This window comes from Actinomadura gamaensis, from assembly GCF_042652125.1.
In the GTDB taxonomy this organism is placed as follows: Bacteria; Actinomycetota; Actinomycetes; order Streptosporangiales; family Streptosporangiaceae; genus Spirillospora; species Spirillospora gamaensis.
In genome coordinates this window covers 237,717-262,420 of record NZ_JBHSIT010000004.1, presented here as the reverse complement: position 1 = coordinate 262,420, position 24,704 = coordinate 237,717, and the positions used below count along the sequence as shown (strand labels likewise).

General features: G+C 71.5%; 23 protein-coding genes and 1 tRNA gene. 10 read left to right on the top strand and 14 right to left on the bottom strand.

The window, feature by feature from the left end:
• Nucleotides 1–79: 79 nt before the first annotated feature.
• From ACFPCY_RS15335 to ACFPCY_RS15315, 5 genes are all read right to left on the bottom strand, one after another.
• Nucleotides 80–1,552, bottom strand: coding sequence for a peptidoglycan D,D-transpeptidase FtsI family protein (locus ACFPCY_RS15335; RefSeq protein ID WP_378256432.1), 1,473 nt, complete (start codon nucleotides 1,550–1,552; stop codon nucleotides 80–82).
• A 232-nt stretch (nucleotides 1,553–1,784) separates the two neighbouring features.
• Nucleotides 1,785–3,431 carry an FtsW/RodA/SpoVE family cell cycle protein gene (locus ACFPCY_RS15330; RefSeq protein ID WP_378255586.1) on the bottom strand — a complete coding sequence of 549 codons (1,647 nt, stop codon included), beginning with the start codon at nucleotides 3,429–3,431 and terminating at the stop codon, nucleotides 1,785–1,787.
• 3 nt (nucleotides 3,432–3,434) lie between these two features.
• Nucleotides 3,435–5,132, bottom strand: a complete 1,698-nt coding sequence (locus ACFPCY_RS15325; protein ID WP_378255584.1) for a Stp1/IreP family PP2C-type Ser/Thr phosphatase — start codon at nucleotides 5,130–5,132, stop codon at nucleotides 3,435–3,437.
• Nucleotides 5,129–5,677 (bottom strand): FHA domain-containing protein FhaB/FipA, encoded by a 549-nt coding sequence (locus ACFPCY_RS15320; RefSeq protein WP_378255582.1) that lies wholly within the window; start codon nucleotides 5,675–5,677, stop codon nucleotides 5,129–5,131. The genes ACFPCY_RS15325 and ACFPCY_RS15320 overlap by 4 nt, the downstream gene beginning before the upstream one ends.
• Before the next feature lie 11 nt (nucleotides 5,678–5,688).
• On the bottom strand, nucleotides 5,689–6,441 hold the full coding sequence (locus ACFPCY_RS15315; protein WP_378255580.1) for an FhaA domain-containing protein: 753 nt from the start codon (nucleotides 6,439–6,441) through the stop codon (nucleotides 5,689–5,691).
• Nucleotides 6,442–6,569: 128 nt separating this feature from the next.
• Between ACFPCY_RS15315 and ACFPCY_RS15310 the strand changes: the two genes are divergently transcribed.
• Nucleotides 6,570–6,652: transfer RNA gene (locus tag ACFPCY_RS15310), tRNA-Leu, on the top strand.
• Nucleotides 6,653–7,381: 729 nt separating this feature from the next.
• On the opposite strand, the gene ACFPCY_RS15305 is transcribed toward ACFPCY_RS15310, so the two are convergent.
• A complete protein-coding gene (locus ACFPCY_RS15305; protein WP_378255578.1) occupies nucleotides 7,382–7,999 on the bottom strand; it encodes a TetR/AcrR family transcriptional regulator in 618 nt (205 codons plus the stop codon).
• A 116-nt stretch (nucleotides 8,000–8,115) separates the two neighbouring features.
• Between ACFPCY_RS15305 and ACFPCY_RS15300 the strand changes: the two genes are divergently transcribed.
• On the top strand, nucleotides 8,116–9,060 hold the full coding sequence (locus ACFPCY_RS15300; RefSeq protein WP_378255576.1) for an alpha/beta fold hydrolase: 945 nt from the start codon (nucleotides 8,116–8,118) through the stop codon (nucleotides 9,058–9,060).
• A gap of 266 nt (nucleotides 9,061–9,326) precedes the next feature.
• Here ACFPCY_RS15300 and ACFPCY_RS15295 read toward each other — a convergent pair whose 3' ends face one another.
• Complete coding sequence (locus ACFPCY_RS15295; protein ID WP_378255574.1) at nucleotides 9,327–10,001, bottom strand: SRPBCC family protein; 675 nt, start codon at nucleotides 9,999–10,001, stop codon at nucleotides 9,327–9,329.
• Between the two features lie 220 nt (nucleotides 10,002–10,221).
• Here ACFPCY_RS15295 and ACFPCY_RS15290 point away from each other — a divergent pair, with 220 nt between their 5' ends.
• A complete protein-coding gene (locus ACFPCY_RS15290; protein WP_378255572.1) occupies nucleotides 10,222–10,866 on the top strand; it encodes a TetR/AcrR family transcriptional regulator in 645 nt (214 codons plus the stop codon).
• 76 nt (nucleotides 10,867–10,942) lie between these two features.
• Here the strand turns inward: ACFPCY_RS15290 and ACFPCY_RS15285 are convergent, their stop codons facing one another.
• A complete protein-coding gene (locus ACFPCY_RS15285; RefSeq protein WP_378255570.1) occupies nucleotides 10,943–12,184 on the bottom strand; it encodes an FAD-dependent monooxygenase in 1,242 nt (413 codons plus the stop codon).
• A gap of 103 nt (nucleotides 12,185–12,287) precedes the next feature.
• On the opposite strand from ACFPCY_RS15285, the gene ACFPCY_RS15280 reads away from it, so the two are divergent.
• Nucleotides 12,288–12,746, top strand: a complete 459-nt coding sequence (locus ACFPCY_RS15280) for a MarR family winged helix-turn-helix transcriptional regulator (protein ID WP_378255568.1) — start codon at nucleotides 12,288–12,290, stop codon at nucleotides 12,744–12,746.
• A gap of 178 nt (nucleotides 12,747–12,924) precedes the next feature.
• Here ACFPCY_RS15280 and ACFPCY_RS15275 read toward each other — a convergent pair whose 3' ends face one another.
• Nucleotides 12,925–13,263, bottom strand: coding sequence for a putative antibiotic biosynthesis monooxygenase (locus ACFPCY_RS15275; protein ID WP_378255566.1), 339 nt, complete (start codon nucleotides 13,261–13,263; stop codon nucleotides 12,925–12,927).
• Between the two features lie 103 nt (nucleotides 13,264–13,366).
• Here ACFPCY_RS15275 and ACFPCY_RS15270 point away from each other — a divergent pair, with 103 nt between their 5' ends.
• Nucleotides 13,367–13,957: a TetR family transcriptional regulator gene (locus tag ACFPCY_RS15270; protein ID WP_378255564.1), complete on the top strand. Its 591-nt coding sequence runs from the start codon at nucleotides 13,367–13,369 to the stop codon at nucleotides 13,955–13,957.
• A 180-nt stretch (nucleotides 13,958–14,137) separates the two neighbouring features.
• On the top strand, nucleotides 14,138–15,340 hold the full coding sequence (locus ACFPCY_RS15265; protein ID WP_378255562.1) for an FAD-dependent oxidoreductase: 1,203 nt from the start codon (nucleotides 14,138–14,140) through the stop codon (nucleotides 15,338–15,340).
• A gap of 208 nt (nucleotides 15,341–15,548) precedes the next feature.
• On the opposite strand, the gene ACFPCY_RS15260 is transcribed toward ACFPCY_RS15265, so the two are convergent.
• Nucleotides 15,549–16,292, bottom strand: a complete 744-nt coding sequence (locus ACFPCY_RS15260) for an SDR family oxidoreductase (protein WP_378255560.1) — start codon at nucleotides 16,290–16,292, stop codon at nucleotides 15,549–15,551.
• Nucleotides 16,293–16,397: 105 nt separating this feature from the next.
• Between ACFPCY_RS15260 and ACFPCY_RS15255 the strand changes: the two genes are divergently transcribed.
• Nucleotides 16,398–17,318 carry an RNA polymerase sigma-70 factor gene (locus tag ACFPCY_RS15255; RefSeq protein ID WP_378255558.1) on the top strand — a complete coding sequence of 307 codons (921 nt, stop codon included), beginning with the start codon at nucleotides 16,398–16,400 and terminating at the stop codon, nucleotides 17,316–17,318.
• Between the two features lie 80 nt (nucleotides 17,319–17,398).
• Nucleotides 17,399–18,298, top strand: coding sequence for an RNA polymerase sigma-70 factor (locus ACFPCY_RS15250; protein ID WP_378255556.1), 900 nt, complete (start codon nucleotides 17,399–17,401; stop codon nucleotides 18,296–18,298).
• A gap of 73 nt (nucleotides 18,299–18,371) precedes the next feature.
• Here the strand turns inward: ACFPCY_RS15250 and ACFPCY_RS15245 are convergent, their stop codons facing one another.
• Both ACFPCY_RS15245 and ACFPCY_RS15240 read right to left on the bottom strand, forming a co-directional pair.
• Nucleotides 18,372–19,712 carry an FAD-binding oxidoreductase gene (locus ACFPCY_RS15245; protein WP_378255554.1) on the bottom strand — a complete coding sequence of 447 codons (1,341 nt, stop codon included), beginning with the start codon at nucleotides 19,710–19,712 and terminating at the stop codon, nucleotides 18,372–18,374.
• 102 nt (nucleotides 19,713–19,814) lie between these two features.
• Nucleotides 19,815–21,413, bottom strand: coding sequence for an MFS transporter (locus ACFPCY_RS15240; RefSeq protein ID WP_378255552.1), 1,599 nt, complete (start codon nucleotides 21,411–21,413; stop codon nucleotides 19,815–19,817).
• A gap of 189 nt (nucleotides 21,414–21,602) precedes the next feature.
• Here ACFPCY_RS15240 and ACFPCY_RS15235 point away from each other — a divergent pair, with 189 nt between their 5' ends.
• Complete coding sequence (locus ACFPCY_RS15235; RefSeq protein WP_378255550.1) at nucleotides 21,603–21,974, top strand: YciI family protein; 372 nt, start codon at nucleotides 21,603–21,605, stop codon at nucleotides 21,972–21,974.
• Nucleotides 21,971–23,203 (top strand): RNA polymerase sigma factor, encoded by a 1,233-nt coding sequence (locus ACFPCY_RS15230; RefSeq protein WP_378255548.1) that lies wholly within the window; start codon nucleotides 21,971–21,973, stop codon nucleotides 23,201–23,203. The genes ACFPCY_RS15235 and ACFPCY_RS15230 overlap by 4 nt, the downstream gene beginning before the upstream one ends.
• Here ACFPCY_RS15230 and ACFPCY_RS15225 read toward each other — a convergent pair.
• Nucleotides 23,167–24,033 carry an ABC transporter permease gene (locus ACFPCY_RS15225; RefSeq protein ID WP_378255546.1) on the bottom strand — a complete coding sequence of 289 codons (867 nt, stop codon included), beginning with the start codon at nucleotides 24,031–24,033 and terminating at the stop codon, nucleotides 23,167–23,169. The two genes, ACFPCY_RS15230 and ACFPCY_RS15225, sit on opposite strands and share 37 nt — an antisense overlap.
• Complete coding sequence (locus ACFPCY_RS15220) at nucleotides 24,020–24,697, bottom strand: ATP-binding cassette domain-containing protein (RefSeq protein WP_378255544.1); 678 nt, start codon at nucleotides 24,695–24,697, stop codon at nucleotides 24,020–24,022. The genes ACFPCY_RS15225 and ACFPCY_RS15220 overlap by 14 nt, the downstream gene beginning before the upstream one ends.
• Nucleotides 24,698–24,704: the final 7 nt, after the last annotated feature.

Below are 24,704 nucleotides of genomic sequence, written 5' to 3'. Positions count from 1 at the left end.
GCGGACCCGCTCCGGCCGGGTGGCGTCCCGGCCGGGCGGGGACGTGCCCCGTCCTGGCTCCCCGTGAGGGTACCCGTGCTCACTTCTTCATCACCGCCCGCATGATGGCGGCCGCGATGGGGCCGGCGCCGTGCGCGCCGTCCCCGTCGCCCTCGCTGACCACGGCGAACGCGTAGCGCGGGTGGTCGACCGGGCCGAACCCGACGAACCAGCGGGCGTTCGGGTTGCCGTCGCCCTGCTCGGCGGTGCCGGTCTTGCCGGCGATGTCGTCGCCCTGCAGGTTCTTCGCGGTGCCCTCCGACACCACGGCGCGCATCATGTCCTGCAGCTGGTGGGCCGTGTCCGACTTCATGGCCTGCGAGAAGACCTGCGGGTTCGCCTTGTAGACCTCGGACTGGTCCTTGGCGGTGGCGCGCTGCACCACGTACGGCTTCATGATCTTGCCGCCGTTGGCGACCGCCTCGGCGACCATCGCCATCTGCAGCGGGGTCGCGCGGACGTTCTCCTGGCCGATGCCGGACCGGGCGGTGCCGTCCTTGCCGGTGGGGATGGACTTGCCGGTCTGCAGGTCGGTGATCGCGATCGGGACGTCGCTCTTGGCGGCCTTCATCTGCGGTTCGAGCTGGACGCTCTGCCCGAACCCGAACCTGGAGGCGCCCTGGCTGAGCTTGTCGATCGTGAGGTCGAGCGCCATCTTGCCGAACGTGGTGTTGCAGGACTCGGCGAACGCGCCCTTCAGCGACGCGGTGCCCGCGCAGCTCCCGCCGTCGTGCGAGTTCGGCAGCAGCTGGCCCGACTCGGGGAGCCGGAGCTGGCCGGACTGGACGGTCGAGTCCTCGTTCAGGCCGAGCTCCTCCATGCCGAGCGCGGCGACGACGATCTTGAAGGACGAGCCGGGCGGGAACGTCTGGCTCATCGCGTTGTCGATCAGCGGCTTGATCGTGCCGGGCGCCTTGTCCAGCTCGTTGAGCCGCTTCCCGCCCTTCTCGCCGAGCTGCGGCGCGACCTCGTTCGGGTCGAAGGTCGCGTTGGACGCCAGCACCTTCACCGCGCCGGTCTTGATGTCCACGACCGCCGCGCCGGACCGCCGGGAGGTCCCGTTCTTCAGCTGCTCGTAGGCGGTCCGCTGCGCCTTCGGGTCGATGCTCAGGTCGACGTTGCCGCCCTCGGGCTTCTTGCCGATGAACTGGTCGAACCAGCGCTGGTGGGTGATCCGCTTGTCGGTGCCCGCGAGCAGGCTGTTGTAGGCCAGCTCCACCTTGGACGCGCCGCCGTTGAAGTACCCGGTGACCGGCGAGAAGTCCTTGCCGTCCTTGTAGTTGCGGCCGTACTTGGGGCTGTCCTTGCCGGTCGGCGTGGACCAGACGAGCACCTCGCCGCCGGCGGTGATCTGCCCCCGCGGGTTGTTGAACACGTCGGAGATCTTGCGCGTGTTGTTCGGGTCGTTCCGCAGGTTGTCGGCCTGGCTGCCCTGCACATAGTTCACCTGGGCCATCAGCCCGAAGAACAGCAGCAGGGCGAACACGGCGACCCGCCGGACCGGCTTGTCCATGTTCACGACGCGGCTTCTCCTCGCTGGGGGGCTTGGGGGCTACGGGAAAGGCGGGGCCGGGGGAAGCTCCGGGAACGGGGGCGGACGAGGCGGTCCGGACGCGCAGGACGCCCGGGACGGTGCGAGTGCCGCGGGACGTCGGGGCACCGGGAGACGACGGGGCACCGGGAGACGACGGGGCACCGGGAGACGTCGAGGCGCCGGGGGAGGACGCGGCGCCGGGGGCCGGAGGTCATCGAAGGCTCACGATCTGGGTCATCCCCTCGTCCTGGATGGCCTGCGGAGCGGGCTTGCGGGCGTCGTGGCTCATCCGGACCAGGATCGCGATGAGGATCCAGTTGGCCATCAGCGACGACCCGCCCTGGGACAGGAACGGCGTGGTCAGACCCGTCAGCGGGATCAGCCTGGTGACGCCGCCGACGATCACGAACACCTGGAGCGCCAGGACGAACGAGACACCGCCGGCGAACAGCTTGAGGTACGGGTCCCGCGCGGCGACGGCGGTCTTCATCCCGCGCTGGACGATCAGCGCGTACATCAGCAGCAGCGTCATCAACCCGGTGAGGCCGAGCTCCTCGCCCACCGAGTCGAAGATGAAGTCGCTGAACGACAGCGGCGTCAGCCACGGCTTGCCCTGCCCGAGGCCGGTACCGAGCACGCCGCCCTGGCCGAGCGCGAACATGCCCTTCATCAGCTGGGCGCTGTCGGAGTAGTCGCCGCCCATCTTCGCGCAGGCCCAGTAACCGGGGGCGATCAGTCGGGTCTGCTTGGCCTTGGCCGCCTGCCCCGCCGCCTCCTCCTGCTTGGCCCGGGCCTCCAGGGTGTCCTTGGCCTGCTTGAAGATGTCGGTGTTCGGGTTGACCGGGACGACCTTGCCGTTGTGCATCAGGCAGCCGCCGTCGAAGTACGGCTTGGGGTTCTGCCAGATGTCGATGCGCTGGTTCACGTGCGCCATGAACGGCAGCAGGGTGACGACGAACACCCCGACGGCCAGCAGGCCGACACCGATCATCACCCAGGACACCCGCTGCGTCGCGATGTACACCATCGACACGAACAGTCCGAAGTACAGCAGCGCGGTGCCGAGGTCCTTCTGCATGAACAGGACGCCCAGGCAGAACAGCCAGATCACCACGATCGGGCCGAGGTCGCGGGCGCGCGGCAGCGACAGCGGGCCGATCTTCTTGCCGATCAGCGACATCGCCTGCCGCTTGTTCACCAGGTATCCGGCGAAGAACGCGACCAGCAGCAGCTTGGCGAACTCGCCCGGCTGCACCGAGAACCCGCCGACGCTGATCCACACCCGCGCGCCGTTGATCTCCGCGCCGACGCCCGGCACGATCGGCAGCAGCAGCATGATGATCGCGCCGAGGCCGATCAGGTAGGTGTAGCGCTGCGCGGTCTTCGGCGTGAACGACAGCTTCGCGTCGGGCTTGGTGGTGTCGCGCATGATGATGATCGCGACGACGAACAGCGCGATCCCGACGAACGTCCATATCAGCTGGCCCGGCGCGTCCGCCGCGTCCTTGATCACCTTCTTGCCGGCGATCTCGGCGGCCTTGCGGTCGGCGCTGGTGTCGAGGTCGAGCCGGTAGATCATGGCCAGGCCGATGCCGTTCAGCGCCACCGCCAGCGGCAGCAGCAGCGGGTCGGCGAACGGCGCGAAGCGCAGCTGCGCGGCGTAGGCGATCAGCGCGAGGACGACCAGGCCGCCGCCGTAGGCGAACAGGCCGCCCGGGATCGAACCGTCCCGGGCGAGGCCGACCTCGGCGAACGCGGCCAGCGTCAGCACCATGGCGAACACCAGCAGCGCCAGCGAGGCCGCGTTGCGGCGCTGGTACGGGATCTGCGCCCTGATCTGCTCCCCGAGTGCGTGCATGCGTTACGACCTGCCCCTCGACGGCGCGGGGCAGTCCTTGATCGTCGGGTGCGCGCCGCGGCACTGCGCCACCCGAGCGGTCAGGTCGGCGATCTTCTTGGTCGCCGCGGCCTCGCCGATGAACGAGTACTTCCCGTCCCGGACGGCGACCTGGTCGGAGGCCGGCAGCTCCGCGACGGGGATCTCGCCCGGCTGGACGGTCTTCGGCGTGCAGTCGTTCTGGTCGACGCCGAAGCGGACCGCGACCTTCCCGCCCTCGTCGCGCAGGCTGTACCTGCACACCGCCCTGGCCAGGTCGTCCAGCGCCGCCGGGCCCTTCACCGTGTACGTCGCGCGGACGGCCTGGGCGCGGTCCTGCGGCAGGTCCGACACTTTGATCGGCGGGTTCGGCTGCTGGTCGGCCTTGCGGGACAGGCTGATCAGCGGCATCTTCTGCGTGGTGCCGCGGTACAGCACGACGTTCCCGTCCTGCTCGCCGACGTAGTAGCCGCTGCGCGCGGTCTGGACGAAGAACACCCCGCCGCCGACGACGGCGACGACGAACACGCCCGCCACGACGACCAGCCAGAGCCAGCGGCGCGGGCCGCGTCCGGCGCGCTTGGCGGCGCGGCGCTCGCGGCGTCCCGCGGGCTGGAACTCCTGCTCGGCAGCGGCGTAGGGATGCTGCTCCTGGTAGCGGGGGTCCGGGACGGTGGCCTGCGGGCCGGTCGAACCGGCACCGCCCTGCGGACCGCCCGGATGGTGCATCGGCGGCGGCATCTCGTCCACCGCGACCGGCGGCTGCGGCATCGTGTCGCGGAGCTGCGCCGCGCGGCTGGCCGGAGTGTCACCGGGACCGCCCGGACCGCCGCCCGCACCGGCCGGGCCGCCGGGCACGCCGGGGCCGCCGGAACCGCTCGGGTCGCCCGGAAGCTGCGGCGGGGCCGCGCTCGCCGCCGCGCCGACGGGCCGTCCGGGCGCGGGCGGCGGAGGCTGGTTGCCGAACTCGACGACGTCCGCGCAGACGCAGGTGATGTTGTCCGGGCCACCGCCGCGGTTCGCCAGGTCGATCAGCTGCCGGACGGCCTGGTCCGGCTCGTCCGCCTCGGTCAGCACCTGGAAGATCGTCTCGGCGGTGACCACCGTGGACAGGCCGTCGGAGCACAGCAGGTAGCGGTCGCCCGGCTTGGCCTCGCGCAGCGACAGGTCCGGGTCGATCTCGCCGCGTCCGTCCATCGCGCGCAGCAGCAGCGAGCGCTGCGGGTGCGAGGCCGCCTCGTCCGGGCTGATCCGGCCCTCGTCGACCAGCGACTGCACCAGCGTGTGGTCGTGCGTGATCTGGAACAGGCTGCCGTCGCGCAGCAGGTAGGCGCGCGAGTCGCCGATGTGCACCAGCGCGATCTGGTTGCCCGCCCACAGCATCGCGGTCAGCGTGGTGCCCATGCCCTGGAGCGCCGGGTCCGACTCGACGATCCGGTGCAGGTTCTCGTTCGCCGTCTTGACCGTGTGCTCCAGCGCCGCCAGCAGCTCGGACGCCGGCATCGCCTTGTCGAGCTTGCGGATCTCGGAGATCGCCGCGGCGCTGGCGATCTCCCCGCCGACGTGGCCGCCCATGCCGTCGGCGACCGCGAGCAGGTGCGCGCCCGCGTAGCCCGAGTCCTCGTTGCCCTCACGCAGCATGCCCACGTCGGACCGGGCGGCGTAGCGGATTCCCAGAGTCATTTGCGCAGCTCGATCACGGTCTTGCCGATACGGATCGGGACGCCCGGCGGCACCGGCATCGGCCGGGTCACCTTCGTGCGGCCCAGATAGGTCCCATTGGTCGAACCGAGATCTTCCACGATCCACTGACCGTCCTGCGCGTAAAGCCGGGCATGTCGGCTCGAAGCGTAGTCGTCGGTCACCACCAGCGTGGAGTCATTCGCCCGGCCGATGGTGATCGGTACGCCGGTGAGGTCGATGACGGTTCCGGTCCGCTCGCCCTGGACGACCACGAGCTTGGTGGGCGCCCCGCCGCCCCGCTGGCCCCCACGTGGCGGCGGCCCCTGCGGAGCGCCCTGCGGCACCCCCTGCGGCGGCCGTGCGGCGGCCTTGGGCGGCCGCTGCTGGACGGCCCGCGCGGCCCGGTTCGCCGCCCGCGAGGCGGCCTTCGCCGCGGCCTTCGACCCGAACAGGTCGGCGCGGATCACTCCGACGGCCGCGATGACGAAAAGCCAGAGCACCGCGAGGAACGCCAGCTTGATCAGCGTGAGGGTGAAGTCGGACATCGGAGTCGGGGTTACTCCCTATCGCGGCGGAACACGAGTGTGGTGCGCCCCATCGTCACACGGCTGCCGTCGACGAGGGTGACCCGCCGGATCGGCTGACCGTTGACGAAGGAACCGTTGGTCGACCCTAGATCGACGAGCACGATCTCGGGACCTTCTACACGGATCTCGGCATGGTGCCGCGAAACCCCCGGATCCACCAAACGAAGGTCGCAGTCCGTGCCGCGCCCGAGGAGCGTGACCGGAGTGTTGACCTCGTAGGTGCTCTGGTGCGCCGGGCCGTTGTCCACGGCCGTCGTGACCAGCAGCCGCGGGTTCCCCCCGAACGCGCCACCGGGCGCCCGCGGATAGTCCGACGGCGGCCGGCGGATCTCCCCGCCCTCCACCGTCGAGCCGCGGATGACCCCGGACCGGATCCGGAACATGCCCGTGGCCAGGTCGTCGGCGTTCTCGAAGCGCACCCGGACCGGCCCCACGAAGGAGTACCCCTGCTCCTTCGCGTACTCGCGGGCGAGGTTCGCGAGCTCCTGGCTCAGACTGTCGGCGTACACCTGGAGCCGCTGGCCGTCCTGCTGCGAGATCTCGACGACGAAGTCGTTCGGCACCAGGGTGCGGCCCGCCGCGACGATCGCGGCCCGGTCGTCCATCTCGCGCTGCACGGCACTGGCCACCTCGACCGGCTGGAGCTCGGACTTGAACGCCCGGGCGAAGGCACCTTCGACCATGCCCTCGAGCCTCCGCTCGAAGCGCTGAATGACGCCCACGGGCACCTCCCTTCCCCACTGGTAGACGATCGTATCGGTGTCAAGGTTCGCTAGAAGTATCCGGTTGCCGAACCACCCCGTGAACCGTGCTAATCTCTTCCTGCACCCGGAAACGGGGGCATCACCCGGGGCGGGTGGCGGAACGGCAGACGCGCACGGTTCAGGTCCGTGTGTCCGAAAGGATGTGAGGGTTCAAATCCCTCCTCGCCCACTTCGGATCTGGGAGCAGTGTGCCCGCGGAAGGCGCGGGCTGCTGCTCCTTCGTCGTTTTTCCCGGGGGGCGACCCCCGGACCCCCGATGTGGGGGGCTGCCGCCCCCCACGCCCCCCTTGTGGCTGGTGTCGGGCGGTCTGCTTGCTCTCCATGGGTCCACTCTCATCCGGGGTGGCGGATACCGCTAGTCCTCGCCCCTTCGGGGCATCGCCCCTGCGGGGGCCCTTCGTGCGCGCGGCCGCGCGCTGCGCGCCCTGCGCTGCGCGCCCTGCGCTGCGCGCCCTGCGCTGCGCGCCCTGCGCTGCGCGCCCTGCGCTGCGCGCGGGTTGCGTTGTGCGCGCCTGCGCTGCGCGCCTGCGCTATGCGGGGGTTGCGTTGTGCGCGCTGTCCCTGCGCGGGTTGCGTTGTGCGGGGGGCGCGTTGTGCGCGTTGCCCCGTCAGGGATCGGTGTGCGGGGCGTCGCTGCGAAAGCTTGTTCTGCCTGGGGCGCTCCCACTCGTGCCATTGCTGCTCGTGCCGCTCGGCGGCGAGGGCGGTCTTGCCGCTGGTGGCGCAATCTGCGCGTGCTTACGGCCTGAGCGCTGGGCGACGTCCTCGGATGCTGGTGTCATCGAGGGGTGGGGCTGGGGCAGGTCAGTTGGCCATGTCGGCGAACTGGTCGGGCTGGTGGGAGTGCTCGCCGTCTCGGGCTAGCACGTTGACGTCATCGGTCAGGTGCCACGGTTCGTCAGTCGTTGGCGAGGGTGCGTTGGACGATGGTCTCGACGGCGGTCACGACGTCGGCCGGGTTGTAGGACGCGGCGCCGGAGATCATGTCGTGCAGGGTCGCGTGGGCGCCGTGGTAGAGGATGCGGGCGAAGACCTGGGCGTTGCCTCGGCGGAGCACTCCGGCGTCCATGCCGCGTCCGATGGCTTCGGCCAGCAGGTCGATGACGCGCTGGTTGGTTTCCGCGCAGAGGGCCAGCGCTTTGGCGTCGGCGGATCCGTAGACGGTCCGGTGCAGGTCGACGTGCTCCATGGCGTGGTCGATCAGCCGTCGCAGGAGCTCGCCGAGGACGTTGACCCAGTCTCGTCCGGGCCGCCGGTCGTTGAGGACGCCCTCGGCCAGGTCCAGGTAGCCGAGCACGTACCTCTCCCATAGGGCGGCCACGACCTGTTCCTTGGCGGAGAAGTACAGGTAGAAGGTGCCTTTCGCGACCTGTGCGCGGCTGGTGATGTCGTTGACGGTCGCGTCGGTGACGCCTCGTTCGGCGAAGACCTCCAGGGCGGCGTCGAGCAGGTCGGCGCGGCGCTCCTCGGCCGGTTTGAGCACGCGCTTCCGTGTGGACGCCGGGTTCTCGCTCATGGACATCCCTTCGCTCACCTTGACTGACCGGCGGTCAGTGACGCAGACTGACCAGCGGTCATTCGACTGACCGCTGGTCATTAATGTACCGGTCCCCTGTGAAGGAGTGGCATCCGATGAGCCTCCGTTCCGGACTCGCGCTCGCCGGCGCGGCGATCGCCCTTCCCGTCCTGCTGAGCCGGCGTGGCGAGACGGTCCCGATGGACGCCCGAGCCCGGCAGGGCGCGCCCGGGTCGTTCGTCCGGCTCCGGCACGGCACGACGCACGTCATGGTGGACGGGCCCGAAACCGGTGATCCGGTCCTGCTCGTGCCGGGCGCGACGCTGTCGCTCTGGGTGTGGGACGAGCTGTTCGAGCGGCTCGTCCGCGCCGGATATCGGACCATCCGTTTCGACCGGTACGGCATCGGCTTCAGCGACCGGCCCGAGATCGTCCACGACCAGGCGCTGTTCGAGGAGCAGATGCTCGACCTGCTGGACGCGCTCGGTGTCGACCGTCCGGTGACCCTCGTCGCGCTCGCGTTCGGCGGCCCGATCGCGGCCGAGTTCGCGATCCGGCATCCCGAGCGGGTCGCCGGCGTGTGCCTCGTCTCGCCCGACGGGTTCGCGACTCCGCTGAGTCGCGGCCTGCGGCTCTCGCTGCTGCCGGGAGTCGGCCTCCCGTTCTTCCGGTTGACCGGCGACCGGGCCTTGAAGTCACGCCTTCCCGGCTACTCCCGCGACCCGCGCGTGGTGGCGCGCGTCCAGGCACGTCTCCTGCCCGAGCTGCGCTACCAGGGTTTCAAGCGCAGCCTGCTGTCCGCGCTGAGCAACGTCCCGATCCACGGCGCCGAGTTCCTGTACCGGTTCCTGGACGCGAGCGGCACGCCCGTCCAGATCGTCTGGGGACGCCAGGATCCCATCACTCCGATGCCACCAGAGAATGTCCTGCGCTCCACCTTCCCCCACGCCGACCTGCGTCTACTCGACGGCGTAGGCCACCTACCGCACTTCGAACGCCCCGACGAGACCGCCGCCATCGTCCTCGACTTCCTCCGCCGCACCCGAGCAGTCTCCGCCTGACCCTCCCAACACGCGTTCGACCAGTTCCCCGGCTTTTCCTCCTTTGCCCTCTCTGCTTTCCTCTCCCCTCTCTGAAGGCCGCGCCCGTTTCGGGCTTCCCGCCCGTAGCGCTCCCTCTGGTCGAAATGAGAGCCCTGCCCGGGGACGCGCCCCTTCCGCGTGCGGCAGTTTTCGTGGCTGGGGCTGGAAGCAGTTGCGTTAGGCGTGAGCCGACGCAGCTTCGAGCGCTGGTGTCTCAGGCTTGTTAGGCCCAGGACGGCGAGGGGTCAGACGCGGGGGTGGGTGGGGGTGCGGGCCTCGGCGGTGGCCTTCAGGTCGAGGAGCCACTGTTCCAGGCCGTCGCCGAGGAGGCGGCGGGCGGTGGGGACGTCGGCCTCGACCTGCCGGCCGGTCCACGTCTCCTCGGTGTGGACGTGGACACCGCCTCTGACCTTGGTGAACTTCCACAGATGGACGCCTTGGTCGATGCGTACGCCAGCGCCGATCGCGGGTCCGCTCCACAGGATGCAGTCGTTCTTCTTGATCTGCTCGACCGTGGACGTGATGGTCAACGTGCTCGCGGGCGTCGTGGGGGTGGGCGGGGCGGGGGTGGTCCATCGGAATCGGGAGCCCGGTCGAAGGTGTCCCGGATCGAGGAGCTTCATGGAGAGGACGGGCTTCTGCCAGCTCGGCCAGCGCTCCACGTCCGTCTGCACCTTGAAGACGGTGCTCAACGGAGCCTTGATGAAGACGTCCGTCTTGTAGCGGATGAGTGCGGCCGGATCGACACTCTCTCCGCGGCACTGAGGTGTCCGGTCGTGATGGTGCTCGGACGCCTGGGCAGCGGGGACGACGCTCGCGAGCACGGCCGCTGTGGCAACCGAGATCGCCAGCGCGGTCCCGCCGATCCGCGTCCGCTGACCGCTCAGAGCGGAACCCGTCGAAGCGTTCTTTCCGAACATGCTGCTCCTCCTTCTTTGCCAGGTGACGACCGTGGCTGGTCGTCACCCGTCGTTCGTCTTCGGTTGTCTGCTTGGGCGGCTTGCGAGAGGGGGTAGTTCTGATGGGAGTTACTAGTTAGTGCTCGCGTTAGAAGGTATAGCTGACGGAAGCGCGAGCGTCAATAGGGAGCGTGATAGGGTCTAACTAAGTCGTCGGGGTGTAGCGGGAGGAGATCGGGTCATGGTGGAGAAGGGGGCGACGTCTCCGCGGGAGCGGTATCGGGCCCAGGTGCGGGCGGAGATCAAGCAGCACGCCTGGGAGCAGATCGCTTCGGCGGGGGCCTCGGCGCTGTCGCTGAACGCGATCGCCAAGCAGATGGGGATGAGCGGGCCGGCGCTGTACCGGTACTTCGCGAACCGCGACGAGCTGATCACCGAGCTCATCCGGGACGCCTACCGGAGCCTGGCCGACACCGTCCGGGCGGCCTCGACGTTGCAGGCCGACCTGGGCGTTCTGGCTCATGCCCTCCGGCGCTGGGCGCTGGAGGACCCCCAGCGGTACTTCCTCATCTACGGCACGCCCGTGCCGGGCTACCACGCGCCCGACGACATCACCCTCATCTCGGGCGAGATCATGTCCGTGCTGCTCAGGGCCTGTGCGGCGGCGACTCCGGACCGTCCAGCCACGTCGTTCGACGAGCATCTGGAGAGCCATCGGCACTGGGCGGACGAGTCCGTCCCCACCGCCGTGATGCACAAAGCCCTCAGCTTCTGGACACGCTGCCACGGCGTCCTGTCCCTGGAGCTCGCCGGCCACTTCACAGGCATGGGCTTCGATCCGGGCAAGCTCTTCGAGGCCGAGTTGCAGGACCTTCTAGCCCGATAGGGCGCAGGGAGTCGATCCGGCCAGGTCGCTGATGAGCTTGGACGGGGCGTGAGGAGTCTGAGGTGGTCAGCGGTGGTCAGCGGCGGTCGGGCGCGGGCGCGGGCGCGGGCTCGGGGGCGGTGATGGGGCCGTTCCAGTCGATGTGATGGTGGAACATCCAGGTCATCTTCGCCATCTCCTTCGGGTCGTCCGCCTTGCGGAGGATGAAGGGGAGGGCCAGGTCGCGCAGGAGGCGTCCCGCGAGGCCCTGCTTCTTGGTGTTGTTCATGCCGGAGCCCCACTTGACGATCCGCTCGACGCGGTCGCGGCGCAGTGATTCGTAGCGGGTCAGGGCTTCCGGGACGGTCGGCAGGTCGCGCAGGCACTTCGCGAGGACGACGGCGTCCTCGGCGGCCAGGGACGCGCCCTGTCCCGAGGACGGCGAGACCGCGTGAGCCGCGTCCCCGATCACGACCATCGCGCCGTCGTGCCACGTCGGGACCGACGGCAGGTCGTACTGGTTGGTGAGGCCGATCGGGCCATCGGTGGCGCGGACGATCCGTGCCGCCGGGCTCCGGTCGACGGACAGCAGCCGCACGAGTCGCGCCTTGATCTCCTCGTCCGACAGGCGGCGCAGGTCCGCCCGGGACGGCTCGTCCTTGGCGGGCGGGTTGGCGAACCACCAGATCTCTCCGTCCGGCGCGATCGTGTAGCCGAAGAAGCAGTCGCGTCCCCAGGTCATCACGTAGTCGCCCGGCGCGGCGTCGAGGTCCGCGGTCCTGGTGAACCCGCCGGTGTTGCCGAGGCCGGTGTAGCGCGGCCTCGGGTTGGCCGGGTCGATGGACGTGCGGGTGACCGAGTGCACCCCGTCCGCTCCGATCAGGACGTCGCCGTCGGCGCTGGTGCCGTCCGCGAAGTGGGCGCGGACGCCGCCGTCCGGCAGGTTCTCGGCCCGGACGAGCCGCTTCCCGTGCTCGATCGGGACGCCGCGTTCGGCGACGAGCCGGTACAGCCCGCCGTAGAGGTCCGCGCGGCGGATGGTGTGGGTGACGGTGCCGTCGTCCAGCGTCGGGCCGAGCGGGACCGAGCCGAGGTGCTTTCCGGTTCCGCTGCGGAACCGGATGCGTCCGCTCGGGAACCCGGCGTCGAGGACGACGTGGTGGGCGTCCACGGCGCGCAGCGCGTCCATGCCGTTGACGGCGACGGTGAGGAAGACGCCGTGGGTCAGGCCCGCGCTCTCGCCGTAGGCCTCGAACAGCCGGGGTTCGAGCCCGGCCTTCCGCGCCGCCAGGGCGGCCACCGTCCCGGCGACCCCGCCTCCGATGATCAGAACGCGCACGATCCCTCCAAGGTATTTCGTTCGGCCGAACGAAATATATGCGGGCCGGGATCGGCTCGGCAAGTGTTTTGTTCGGTCGAACGAAATAGATACCCTGGGCCGCATGACGGACCGGGACGAGCTGGTGGGCCGGATGCTCCTGGCCGGGCGCGAGCTGAGCAACGCGGCGGTGATGTTCCATACCGCCCTGGCCGAGCACCAGGGGCTCACCGCCACCGAGGAGAAGGCCCTCGACCTCCTCGAACGCTTCGGTCCGCTGACCGGCCGTCAGCTACGCGAGCGCTCCGGTCTGGCTCCCGCGTCGGTCACCGGGCTCATCGACCGCCTCGAGCGCAAGGGATTCGCGCGGCGCGTCCCGAATCCGGAGGACAAGCGCAGCGTCCTGGTCGAGATCGTCCCCGACCGCCTGACGGCCCTGGCGCCGCTTTTCGACGACTATGTCGCCTCGCTCAAGGGCCTGGTCACCCGCTACGACGACCGCGAACTCGCCGCCATCGTCGACTTCCTGACCGAGGCCGCCGCGCGCCAGCGCGAGGCCACCCGGCACCTCCAGTCGCCCTGAGCCCCTTAAGGCCGTAGAGAGAGGAGAGGTGGAACCTCTCCGGTCGAGCTCTGCGCTCATGCCGACCGGTGATCGACCTGAGGGATCCGCGTGGCGGACATCAGGCGGCCGGGCGGGGCGACGGCGACCTGATGTCCGAGCACTTCGAGCTGTAGCCGGGCCCGTCCACGCGGGGTGATCAGCGGGTCGAGCGGCGCCGGACGGCGGCGTGCGTCCGCAGGAGGGCCGGGAGCAGGACGTAGACGACGGTCGGGACGACGATGGCGGTCAGCGCCAGCGTCCGGACGGGGAGGGGCAGCGGCAGCAGGACCGGCCCCAGGACCAGCTGGACGGCCATGATCATCGAGTAGACGGCCAGCCAGGTGAAGAACGCCCGCAGGTGGAGCGACGGCGGCGCGGTCGGACGGGCCGGTGCGGCGGCGGCCGGCTGCACGGCGTCGGGCTGCGCGGTCGGACGGGCCGGAGCGGTGGCCGGGCGGGGCGAGATCTGGTGCGGGCGGGACGTGGTGGTGGTCATCGAGGGCTCCCTGGGGGGCGAATTCCAACTCGTTGGTTGGAGTCTGGCACGACCGCGGGCAGAAGTCCAACCCATGAGTTGGAAATTGGCGTATGCTCGGGCCATGGCATGGGACACCGAGAGGACCAGGCGGCTCATCCTGGAGGCGGCGGTCGAGGAGTTCGCCACCCACGGCCCGGAGGCCGCGCGGATGGACCGGATCGCGACCCGCGCCGGGGTGAACAAGGAGCGGATCTACTCCTACTTCGGCAACAAGCAGAAGATGTTCGCCGTCGTGCTGACCAGGGAGCTCGAACGGCTGGCCGAGGCGGTGCCGCTCGACGAGGACGCCGCGTCCGACCTCGGCGGTTACGCGGGCCGGGTCTTCGACTACCACCGGGCGCATCCGCACTTCATCCGGCTGCTGCACTGGGAGGGGCTGCACAGCGCCGAGGGCGAGCCGGTCGCCGCCGCCGAGGCGCGCACCGCGCACTACGCCCGGAAGATCGGCGCGCTGGCCGGTGCGCAGGCCGCGGGACGCCTCAACCCCGACGTGCCGCCCGAGGACCTCATGTACGCCGTCATCGCGCTGGCCGGATGGTGGTTCGCGACGCCGCAGCTCCCGCCGATGCTGATGCCCGGCCTCAACGAGGGCGTGGACGGGCGGCGCGAGTCGCTCGTGCGCCTCGTCCGCGCGCTGGGCGCCGTCGACTGACGACGGCGCGCGGTCCCGGCCAGTCGGCCATGGCGAGTGGTACTTTTCGCGTGAGAACGCGCGAAGACATGGTCCGGTATGGGTTAGTCCGGACGGCGCCGGCGGCGTCGAACACCGCACCTTCTCCGGTGTGACCTGTGCGTCTCTTCCTGCCATCGGTACGAGGAAGGGACGGCTGCCATGCCGCGTCCACATGTCATCGTCATCGGCGCCGGGCTGGGCGGGTTGTGCCTCGCCCAGGGGCTGCGGCGCAACGGTGTCAGCGTCGCCGTGTACGAGAGCGACGACTCGCTGACCGCGCGCCGCCAGGGCTACCGCATCCACATCGACGGGAACGGCGACCGGGCGCTGGCCCGCGTCCTGCCGGGCCACCTGCACGAACTCTTCCGCGCGACGGCCGGAAGGCCGCGCCCCAGCACTCCGGTCTACGACCACCTGCTCAACCGGATCGCGGTCATCCAGCCGCAGGACGACGGCGTTCACCTGGCGGCGGATCGGCTGACGCTGCGGCGGATCCTGCTCGCCGGGATCGAGGACGCCGTGCGGTTCGGCAAGCGGTTCGTCGGCTACAAGGAAGAGCCCGACGGACGGATCACCGCGTCCTTCGCCGATGGCGACGAGGTGACGGGAGACCTGCTCGTCGCGGCCGACGGGATCAACTCGGCCGTCCGGCGGCAGTACCTGCCGCACGCGCGCGTCGTGGACACCGGTCTGCGGCAGTTGTACGGCAGGGTTCCGCTCACCGCGCAGACGCGCGAGCTGTTTTCGGACGACATGTACGCCGTCTTCACGCCGATCACCGGCCCCGGCAAGAGGTTCGTCGGAGTAGCGCCGGTGGAGCATCCGGAGCCGGTCGGGAAGGCCGTCGCCCGCCTCGCTCCGGGGCTGGACCTGGGTCCTGGCGAGGATTACATGACCTGCTCGTTCGGGGCGCGGGCCGAGCTGCTGCCCGTCGATGACGAGGAGCTGCGCGCGATGCCGGGCGCGGAACTCCGGGCGATGACGCTCGGGATGCTGGACGGCTGGCACCCGCGCGTCCGCGCGATCATCGAGCACTGGGACGTGGATTCGGTCTTCCCGATCGTCCTGCGCACGAGCGTCCCGATCGGCCGGTGGCCGTCGCGGCGGGACGTCACGCTGCTCGGGGACGCCGTCCACGCGATGAGCCCGGCGGCCGGCGTCGGCGCGAACACCGCGCTCCGGGACGCGGCGGCCCTGGCGGACGCCGTGGCGGGCGCGCTCGCGGACGGCGGGGGCGAGGCCATGGCCAGGGCGATCGACGCCTACGAGGAGCGGATGGCGGATTACGGCTTCGACGCGGTGCGTGTTTCGGCCATGAACGGGCATCGGATGCTCGGGCAGGACCCGCTGCCCGCGGGCTGACCCCGGTACGCCACCGTGACCGCCACGGGGATCGCGGTCACGGTGGCCAGGCCCGGGAAGGCCGCCGGAGGCCCGGAAAGGCCGCCGCGGGGTCGAAGAGACGCCGCGGGGCCAAAGGGACGCCGCGAGGCCGAAGGGACGCCGCGGGGCCGAAGGGACGCCGGGGCCCGAAGGGACGCCGCGGGGCCGGGAGCCTGCCAGCCTGGGGCTACCAGGCGACCGGGCCGAGGCGGTCGGTGAAGGTGCCGGTCGGGCCGTCCGGGGGGAGGGTGGCCAGCCGGACGATCGCGTCGGTGCCCTCGGTGACGGTGAGCTGCCCGGTGTGGCGGTTCATGTCGGTGGCGGCGAACTTGTGGTTGGCGACCTCGCCGGGCGTGACGGCGTTGAACCTGATCTCCGGCAGCGCCCGCGCGTACCGCACGGTGATCATGTTGAGCGCGGCCTTGGACGAGCTGTAGGCGAGCTCGTGCATCGCCGCGACCGGCTGGCCGGGGTCGGTGACGACCGCGAAGGAGCCGCCGGCGCTCGACACCATGACGACGCGCGGGTTGCCGGAGGCGCGCAGCAGCGGCAGGAACGCGTGCGTGACGCGGACCGGGCCGTACACGTTCGTGTCGTAGACGGCGTGCAGCTCGCCGGCGGTCGCGTCGGCGGGCGGGACGGCGTGGCCGGGCGCGCCCGCGTTGTTGACCAGGACGTCCAGCCGGTCGGTGTGCTTCCGGACGGTCCGGACGGCGCCGGCGACCGACGCGTCCGACGTCACGTCCAGCGGGACCATGGTCACGCGGACGCCGCGCGCGGCGAGCGAGGCGGCGGCCGTCTCGCCGCGCGCCCGGTCGCGGGAGCCGAGGAAGACCGTCCAGCCCAGCTCGCCGAGCCGCCGTGCCGTCTCCAGGCCGAGTCCCTTGTTGCCGCCGGTGACCAGCACCGTGGTCTGCTCGTTGTTCGTCATGCCCCCTGAGACGAGAGGGGCGCGACGCCTGTGACACGGTATGACCGGTCATGCGAAGAAAGTCGGCCCATCGGCGGCCGGCCGAGGGTCGGCGAGGGGGCGGTCGTGGGCGGGATCGAGGAGTTCCAGGAGCTCAGGCCGCTGCTGTTCTCGATCGCGTACCGGATCCTCGGGAGCGTGGCGGAGGCCGAGGACGCCGTCCAGGAGGCGTGGCTCCGGTACGAGGCGTCGCACACGGTGCCCGATTCGCCGAAGGCGTTCCTGTCGGCCACGGTGACGCGGATCTCGATCGACGTGCTGCGCTCGGCGCGCGTCCGGCGCGAGGAGTACGTCGGTCCGTGGCTGCCGGAGCCGCTGCTCGCCGACCCGTACCAGGATCCGGAGCGTTCGGTGGAGCTGGCCGACTCGCTGTCGGTGGCCGCGCTGCTGCTCCTCGAACGGCTCAGCCCGCTCGAACGCGCCGTCTTCGTGCTGCGCGACGTCTTCGATTTCGGTTTCCGGGAGATAGCGGACGCCGTCGGACGGTCCGAGGCGGCCTGCCGCCAGCTGCTCGTCCGGGCGCGGCGGCATATGGACGAGGGCCGTCCGCGGTTCGAGGCGGACCGGAAGGCGCGGGACGAGCTGGCCGCGCGCTTCTTCGACGCCCTCCGCGAAGGCGACGTGTCGGGCCTGCGGGAGATGCTGGCCGCCGAGGTGTCGCTGGTCGGCGACGGGGGCGGCAAGGCGCCGCAGCTCGCGCGCGTCCTGGTCGGCGCGGCGGCCGTCGCGCGCCTGCTCGCGTCGGCGTTCCCGCGGATGGACCGGGCCGGCGTCGCCGCCGAGCCGCGCGAGATCAACGGCCAGCCGGGCGCGATCTTCCGCGACCGCGACGGGCGGGTGCTGCACACGCTCGCGCTGGACGTCCGGGACGGCCGGATCGAGGCCGTCCGCGTCGTCATCAACCCGGACAAGCTCGGGCACCTCGGCGAGGTCGCGGACGCCCGGGCCGTCGATCGCGAGGTCAGGCGGGTGCCGCCGCCGGTGTGACGCACGGCACTGTCACACGAGGCGGGCGTTCGGCGTCGTTTGTGCGGCAGAGTTCAGGTTCGTCCTCTGGGGGGTCAGGCATGAGTGAGAAAGCGACGGGCGCGGCGGAACCGGCCGACGCCGCGACCGAGTCCTTCGTCGCGCATCGGAACCTGCTGTTCACGGTCGCCTACGAGATGCTCGGGTCGGCGGCCGACGCCGAGGACGTCCTGCAGGAGACGTGGCTGCGCTGGACGGGCGTGGACCTGGAGGACGTGCGCGACCAGCGCGCGTACCTGGTCCGGATCACGACGCGGCAGGCGCTGACCCGGTTGCGGACGCTCGGCCGCCGCCGCGAGTCCTACGTCGGCCCGTGGCTTCCGGAACCGCTGCTGACCACGCCGGACGTTGCGGAGGACGTCGAGCTCGCCGACAGCGTCTCGATGGCGATGCTGCTCGTCCTGGAGACGCTCGGGCCGACCGAGCGCGCGGTGTTCGTGCTGCGCGAGGTGTTCGACTTCCCGTATGAGGAGATCGCCGAGGCGGTCGAGAAGAGCCCGGCGACCGTCCGGCAGATCGCGCACCGGGCGCGGGCACATGTCGCCGCGCGGCGGCCTCGGGAGGTCGTCACGCCGGCCCAGACCCGGCACGCGGTGGAGGCGTTCCAGCGCGCGGTCGAGACCGGGGACCCGCGGAAGCTGCTGGACATCCTCGCGCCGGACGTGGTGCTGCTGACCGACGGCGGCGGGAAGGTCCGGGCCGCGCTGGAGCCGTTCGTGGGCGCCGAGCTGGTGGCCGGGCTGTTCGTGCGGGTCCCGGACCTGAACGAGGTCGAGCCGGTGCAGGTCAACGGGCATCCGGCGATGCTCCTGCGGCGCGACGGCAAGATCGACACGATCCTGGCGCTGCGGCTGGACGGCGGGCTCATCAGCGGGTTCTACGTCGTCCGCAACCCGGAGAAACTGACCGGCGTCGAGCGCGAGGTCACGCTCAGCCGCTGACGGTACATGCTCTGAGCTGCGAGAAGGCGGAGGGAGCCGCCCGAAGCGCGTCCCGCTTCGGGCGGCTTCGGTGTTATTCGGGGCGGATGTTGTGGTTGCGGGCAAAGAGGTTCGCGGGGTCGCACTGCCGCTTGACCTCCGCGAGCCGCTTGCGGGTGTCCGCCGGGTAGACGGCGGCGACGTCCTCGTCGGTCGCGGTGGTCAGGAAGTTGGCGTACGCGCCGCCGGCGTGCGGGGTCAGCCGCGCCCAGATCGCCGCCAGCGCCGGACGGCCCGCCTCGAGGACCGGAGCCGGGCCGACGTTGGTCGTCACGACCAGCAGCTCGGCGCGGCGGTGCGCGTAGGCGGTCGCGTCGTCCGGCACCCGGGACACGGCCGCGCCGACGCTCCGGACGGAGAAGTACGGCGCACCCGCCGCCGATCCGATCTCGGTCAGAATTTCCAGGACGTCGGGCACGGATTCGTTCTCGACGAACGCGGAACGGGTCACGAGGCGGATTCCGGGCGGCGGGGCCATGCCGTCCACGAGCGTTTCCCTATACGGCTTCAGTGCAATGTCATCGGACGTCACCGTGCCCAGTTTCCGGATCGGGTCGATGGCGGCGGCTGCGCTTTCGGCGTCGTCTCCGTCGAAGGCGACGAATACTTCGACCGGGGCTTCCGGGCCGCCCGCGAAAGGGTTGGCGAAGTTGATGACGGACGTGATTTCCGCGGGCGCGGTCCGGAGATAGTCAGCCCATCCGTGAAGGACGCTCGGAAGCTCCGCGGCCGGGAAGGTGATCTTGCCGTAGTGGATGTCCGTCGTCGGGTGCGCGGCGAACTCGAACGCGGTCACGACGCCGAAGTTGCCGCCGCCACCGCGCAGCGCCCAGAAGAGGTCCGGGTTCTCGTCCGCGCTCGCGCGCACCAGGTCGCCGGCGGCGGTGACGACCTCGGCGGCGACCAGGGCGTCCAGGGCGAGGCCGTGCTTGCGGACCTTCCAGCCGATGCCGCCGCTGAGCGTCAGCCCGCCGACACCGACGCTGCGCGTGTCGCCCGAGGAGATCGCCAGGCCGTGCGGCGCGAGGGCGTCCGCGACCTGGCCCCACGTCGCACCGCCCCCGATCCGGACGAGGTGCCGGTCGGCGTCGACGACCTCCACGGCCGAGAGGCCGCGGAGATCGATCACGACGCCGCCGTCATTGGTGGCGAATCCGGAAAAGGCGTGGCCGCCGCCGCGGACGGAAAGCGGCAGGTGCGCCTCGCCGGCGAATCTGACCGCGGCCCGCACGTCGGCCACGCTTTCAGGTCGTAGTACATGGGCGGGATTTCCTGGGACCAGGAACGAACCGCTGGCCGATTCGTAGTCGGGCGTGCCGGGCTCGATGATGTCGCCGCCGAACTCGCGCCGAAGGTTTTCCAGTGCCGAAGTCATGGTGTCTTCCCCGTTCTGCCGTGCTGCTTTCCGGTCGCACACAAGACGCCATGGACGACGGCAATGTGACAGCCTTTCTCATGTGACCTGAGCCACAGCCCCTCACGCCGTCTTCAGCTCGGGGCCTGACTCCGCGACGGACGCGGGCGCGTGCTCGGTCGCGTGCTCGGGGTCGGGCGCGTGCTCGGGCTCGGGTGCGTGCTCGGGCTCGGGCGCCGGTGCGGGTGCGGTCGCGGTCGTCCGCGCATCCGCCGGACGCAGGAGCAGCGTCAGCACGGCCAGCCCCGCGAAGATCGCGGCGGCGACGAACCCGGTGACGTGCAGGCTGGTCGTGAACGCCGCCCGCGCGGTGTGCAGCAGCGCCGCGCCCTGGTCGGCGGGCAGGCGGCGGCTCGCCGCGACCGCGCCCGCCAGCGAGTCGGACGTCCCGCCGGCCCGGCTCCGGTAGATCACCGCGGCCAGCACGCCGATGACCGCGAGCCCGAGCGAGCCGCCGAGGTAGTTGCCGGTCTCCGACATCGACGCGGCCGACCCGGCGCGCTCCGGCGGGACGGACCCGAGTACCAGCCCGGTCCCGAGGGCGAACAGCGGCCCGGTGCCGAGGGCGAGGACGGTGATCCCGGCCAGCACCATCGGCAGCGCGGCCGGGCCGTCCGCGACCGCCAGCAGCAGGCCGCCCAGCGCGGACGCCGCGAGCCCGCCCGCGATCGCGGTCGCCGGCCGCATCCGCCGCGCGAGGGCCGGGGCGGTCATGGTCCCGGCCGCGACGCCGAGGCCCATCGGCGCGAACAGCAGCGCGGCGGTCGCGGGCGAGTGGCCGAGGACGTCCTGGAGGTACTGCGTGACGAGCAGGCCCGTCCCGGCCATCGCGATCCCGGCGCAGACGAGGCCGACGATCACGGCCGTGAACGGGCGGTTGCGGAACAGCCGCAGGTCCAGCAGCGGCGTCTCCATCCGCAGCTGCCGCCGGACGAACACGGCCCCGACCAGCGCTCCGGCGACCAGGGCCGCCGCCGGGACGGCCGGCTCGCCGCCGACCGCGAGCTGCTTGAACCCGTAGACCATCAGCAGCACCGCGACGAGCGACAGCGCGACGCTCGCGGGGTCGAGCCGTCCGGCGCGGTCGCCGCGGAACTCGGGCAGGACGAACGGCCCGGCGAGCAGCAGCAGGATCATCGGCGGCACCGCGATCAGGAACACCGAGCCCCACCAGAAGTGCTGGAGCAGCACGCCGGCGAGGACCGGTCCGAGCGCGCCGCCGGCGAACTGGCACGTCGCCCAGAGCGAGATCGCCTTCCCGCGCCGCCGCTCGTCCCGGAACATGTTCGTGATCAGCGCCAGCGTGGACGGCGTGAGCGTCGCGCCCGCGACCCCCAGCAGCGCCCGCACGACGATCAGCGTCAGCGGGTCGGTGGCGAGGGCGGCCGCGACCGACAGGGCCGCGAACGCCGCCGCCCCGGCCAGCAGCAGCCGGCGGCGGCCGATCCGGTCGCCGAGCGTGCCCATCGTGATCACCAGCCCGGCGACCATCAGCCCGTACCCGTCGCTGATCCACAGCTGCTCGACGCTGCTCGCGCCGAGATCTCCGCTCAGCTTCGGCAGCGCCAGGAGCAGCGCCGTCATGTCCATCGCGACGATCAGCGTCGGCAGCACGAGGACGGTCAGTCCCAGCCACGCCCGGTCGATCCGCATCTCCGTCATCCTGTTCTCTCGGGTGTCGGTACGCGGGGTGGTCGGAGCGGCGGGACGCTTCTTGACATCACCGCGCGGCGATCGCCGGAAAAAATTCGATGCGAGATTTCCTCGCCGGGGACGTCAAGACCGCGCCGACGGCTCCGACCAACGGGGTGAAGGGCGCCGCCAGGAGCCCGCCAACATGAGGAGCACGAGATGAAGTTCCTGATCAGCATGCACATCAACCCGGCCGTGCTGGACGCGCTGACCGACGAGGAGAAGGCGGCGATCGGCGACGGGCACGCCCGGTTCATCGCCGACCTGAGGGAGTCCGGCGAGCTGATCAACACCCAGGCGCTGGTCGACCCGTCGCAGGCGGCCGTGGTGTCGGTGCGCGACGGCCAGCCGGTCGTGACGGACGGCCCGTTCCTGGAGGCCAAGGAGTTCCTCGGCGGCTTCTACCTGATCGACTGCGAGGACCGGGACCGGGCGCTGGAGCTCGCCGCGCGGATCCCGGACGCCGCGATCGAGGGACTCGGCGTCGAGGTGCGCCAGGTGATGTTCTTCGACGGACAATTGGAGGCATGACCGACCCGGACCCGGGCTCACCGGGCTTCGAGGGCCTGCTGCGCGAGCTCGCGCCGCAGGTCCTCGGCACGCTGGTACGCAGGCACGGGCAGTTCGAGAGCTGCGAGGACGCGGTGCAGGAGGCGGTCCTCGCCGCGGCCGTGCAGTGGCCCGCCGAGGGCGTGCCGGACAACCCGCGCGGCTGGCTGACCGCGGTCGCGTCCCGGCGGCTGATCGACCAGATGCGCAGCGAGCACGCGCGCCGCGAGCGGGAGTCGGCCGTCGCGACCGAGGCCGAGGCCGGGGCCGGGGACGTTCCGGACAGCGACGACACGCTCGTCCTGCTGTTCCTGTGCTGCCATCCGACGCTGACGCCCGCGTCGCAGACCGCGCTGACGCTGCGCGCGGTCGGCGGCCTGACCACGGCCGAGATCGCCCGCGCGTTCCTCATGCCGGAGGCCACGATGGCGGCCCGGATCAGCCGGGCCAAGCAGCGGATCAGGGCGGCGGGCAGCACGTTCGCGCTGCCGGAGGGCGCCGAGCGCGAGGAGCGGCTGCGGGTCGTCCTGCACGTGCTGTACCTGATCTTCAACGAGGGCTACACGGCGTCGTCGGGGGCCGAGCTGCACCGCGCGGACCTCGCGCGCGAGGCGATCCGGCTCGTCCGGATGGTGCACGCGCAGCTCCCGGACGACGGCGAGGTGGCCGGGCTGCTCGCGCTGATGCTGCTGACCCACGCCCGCCGGGACGCGCGCACGACGCCGTCCGGCGACCTGATCCCGCTGGACGAGCAGGACCGCGGCAGGTGGGACCGCGCCCTCATCGACGAGGGCACGGCGCTGGTCAAGGCCGCGCTGGCCGAACCGGCGCTCGGGCCGTACCGGCTCCAGGCGGCGATCGCCGCGACGCACGCCGACGCCGCGACGGCCGAGGAGACCGACTGGCGGCAGGTGCACGCGCTGTACCTGATCCTGGAGCGGATCGCGCCGAACCCGATGGTCACCCTCAACCGCGCGATCGCCCTGGCCGAGGTCGAGGGCCCGGACGCCGGGCTCGGCCTGCTCGCCACGCTGGACGAGGACGAGCGGATGGCCGGACACCACCGGCTGCTGTCCGTCCGGGCGCACCTGCTGGAGAAGGCCGGCGACGCCGAGGGCGCGTACGAGCACTACCGCCGCGCCGCGAAGGCCACGGCGAGCCTCGCCGAGCAGCGCTACCTGGACTCTCGGGCCGCCCGCCTGAAGCGGTGAAGGCCAGGAGGTCGACCGCGCGACGTCAGCGTGCCGGAACGGGTCCGCAGGTGGAACACCGCCAGGCCGCACAGGGCGAAACCCGCCGCCCAGGCCAGGCCGAGCGCCAGGTGGCCCCACAGCCAGGTGCGGGAGAACGCGCCCGCGACGGCGAACTGCATCGGCCCGAAGGACGGGAACCACTCCAGGACCGGCTTGTTCGCCAGCGGGTTGCCGAGCGGGTTCTGGAGGAAGGTGTCCATCAGCCCGCCCATGATGATCAGGAAGAAGCCCTCCAGGTCGCCCCGGACCAGCACGCCGAGCAGCAGCCCGAACGCGCCGTAGGTGAGGGCGATCGCCGCGAAGCCCGCGAGGACCGCCAGCCAGCCCTCGGGGGACGGACGCCAGAACCCGAGCAGCACCAGGGCCGCGTAGCAGGCGACCGAGCCCGCGACGAGCGCGATGGCCAGGGTCTTCGCCGCGACCAGCGCCGCCTGCCGGTACCCGGCGAAGACCAGGCGGCGGTCGAACGCGAGCGACCGGCGGACGGCGTCGAAGACGGCGAAGCCGACGATCATCGACAGCGCGTTGAGCCCGGCGGAGATGAGGGTGAGGTGGCCGCCGTCCACCGCGAGCGTCCGTCCGGTGGCGTACAGGCGGAAGCCGAGGGTGCGGTGCCCGGTCATCGCGAGCATCAGCAGGTACCAGGCGGGGACGAACGCGACCAGCAGGATCGCGGCGAGCCGGTTGCGGGTCTGGTCGCGCAGCGCGAACCGGAACGCGGTCGGGAACTGCGGGAACGCGGCGGGACGTCCGTCCGGGCGCAGGTCGGCGGGGTCAGCGGTCGTCATGGCGGCGCTCCTCTCCGGCGCCCGCGGGCCGGGACGAGCGCGGGGACAGGCGGCCGCCGGCCAGGTCGGCGAGCAGGTCGAAGCGGTCCTGCTCGAAGACGAGATGGGTGATCACGACGATGGCCTTGCCGCGCTCGCGCAGGCCGGAGACGAGATCCCAGAAGCGCAGGTAGGTGTCCCAGTCGAAGCCCTGGTACGGCTCGTCCAGCAGGAGCAGGTCGGGGTCGTGGAGCAGGGCGAGGGTGAGGTTGAGCTTCTGCCGCGTGCCGCCCGACAGCGTCCCGGCGCTGTGGCCGAGGTACCGCCGGAAGCCGAGCACGTCGAGCAGTTCCTCGCCGCGCCGCAGGTCCGGGAGCCGCCGCGCGGCGGCGAAGTAGCGCAGGTGCTGCCCGACGGTCAGGTTGTCGCTCAGCACCGGCTCCTGCGGGCAGTAGCCGAGCCCGCCCGCCACGGTGATCTCGCCCCGGTCGGTGGGCAGCGTCCCGGCGAGGGCCTTGAGCAGCGTGGACTTGCCCGCGCCGTTCTCGCCGACGACCGCGACCAGCTCGCCCCGCCGGACGGTCAGGTCGGCCCCGCGCAGCACGCGCCGGCGGCCGTAGGACTTGTGCACGTCGCGCGCCCGCAGGACGGGCCGCTCCGTGCCTGTCTCCGTCTTCGTCGTCATCGCCGTT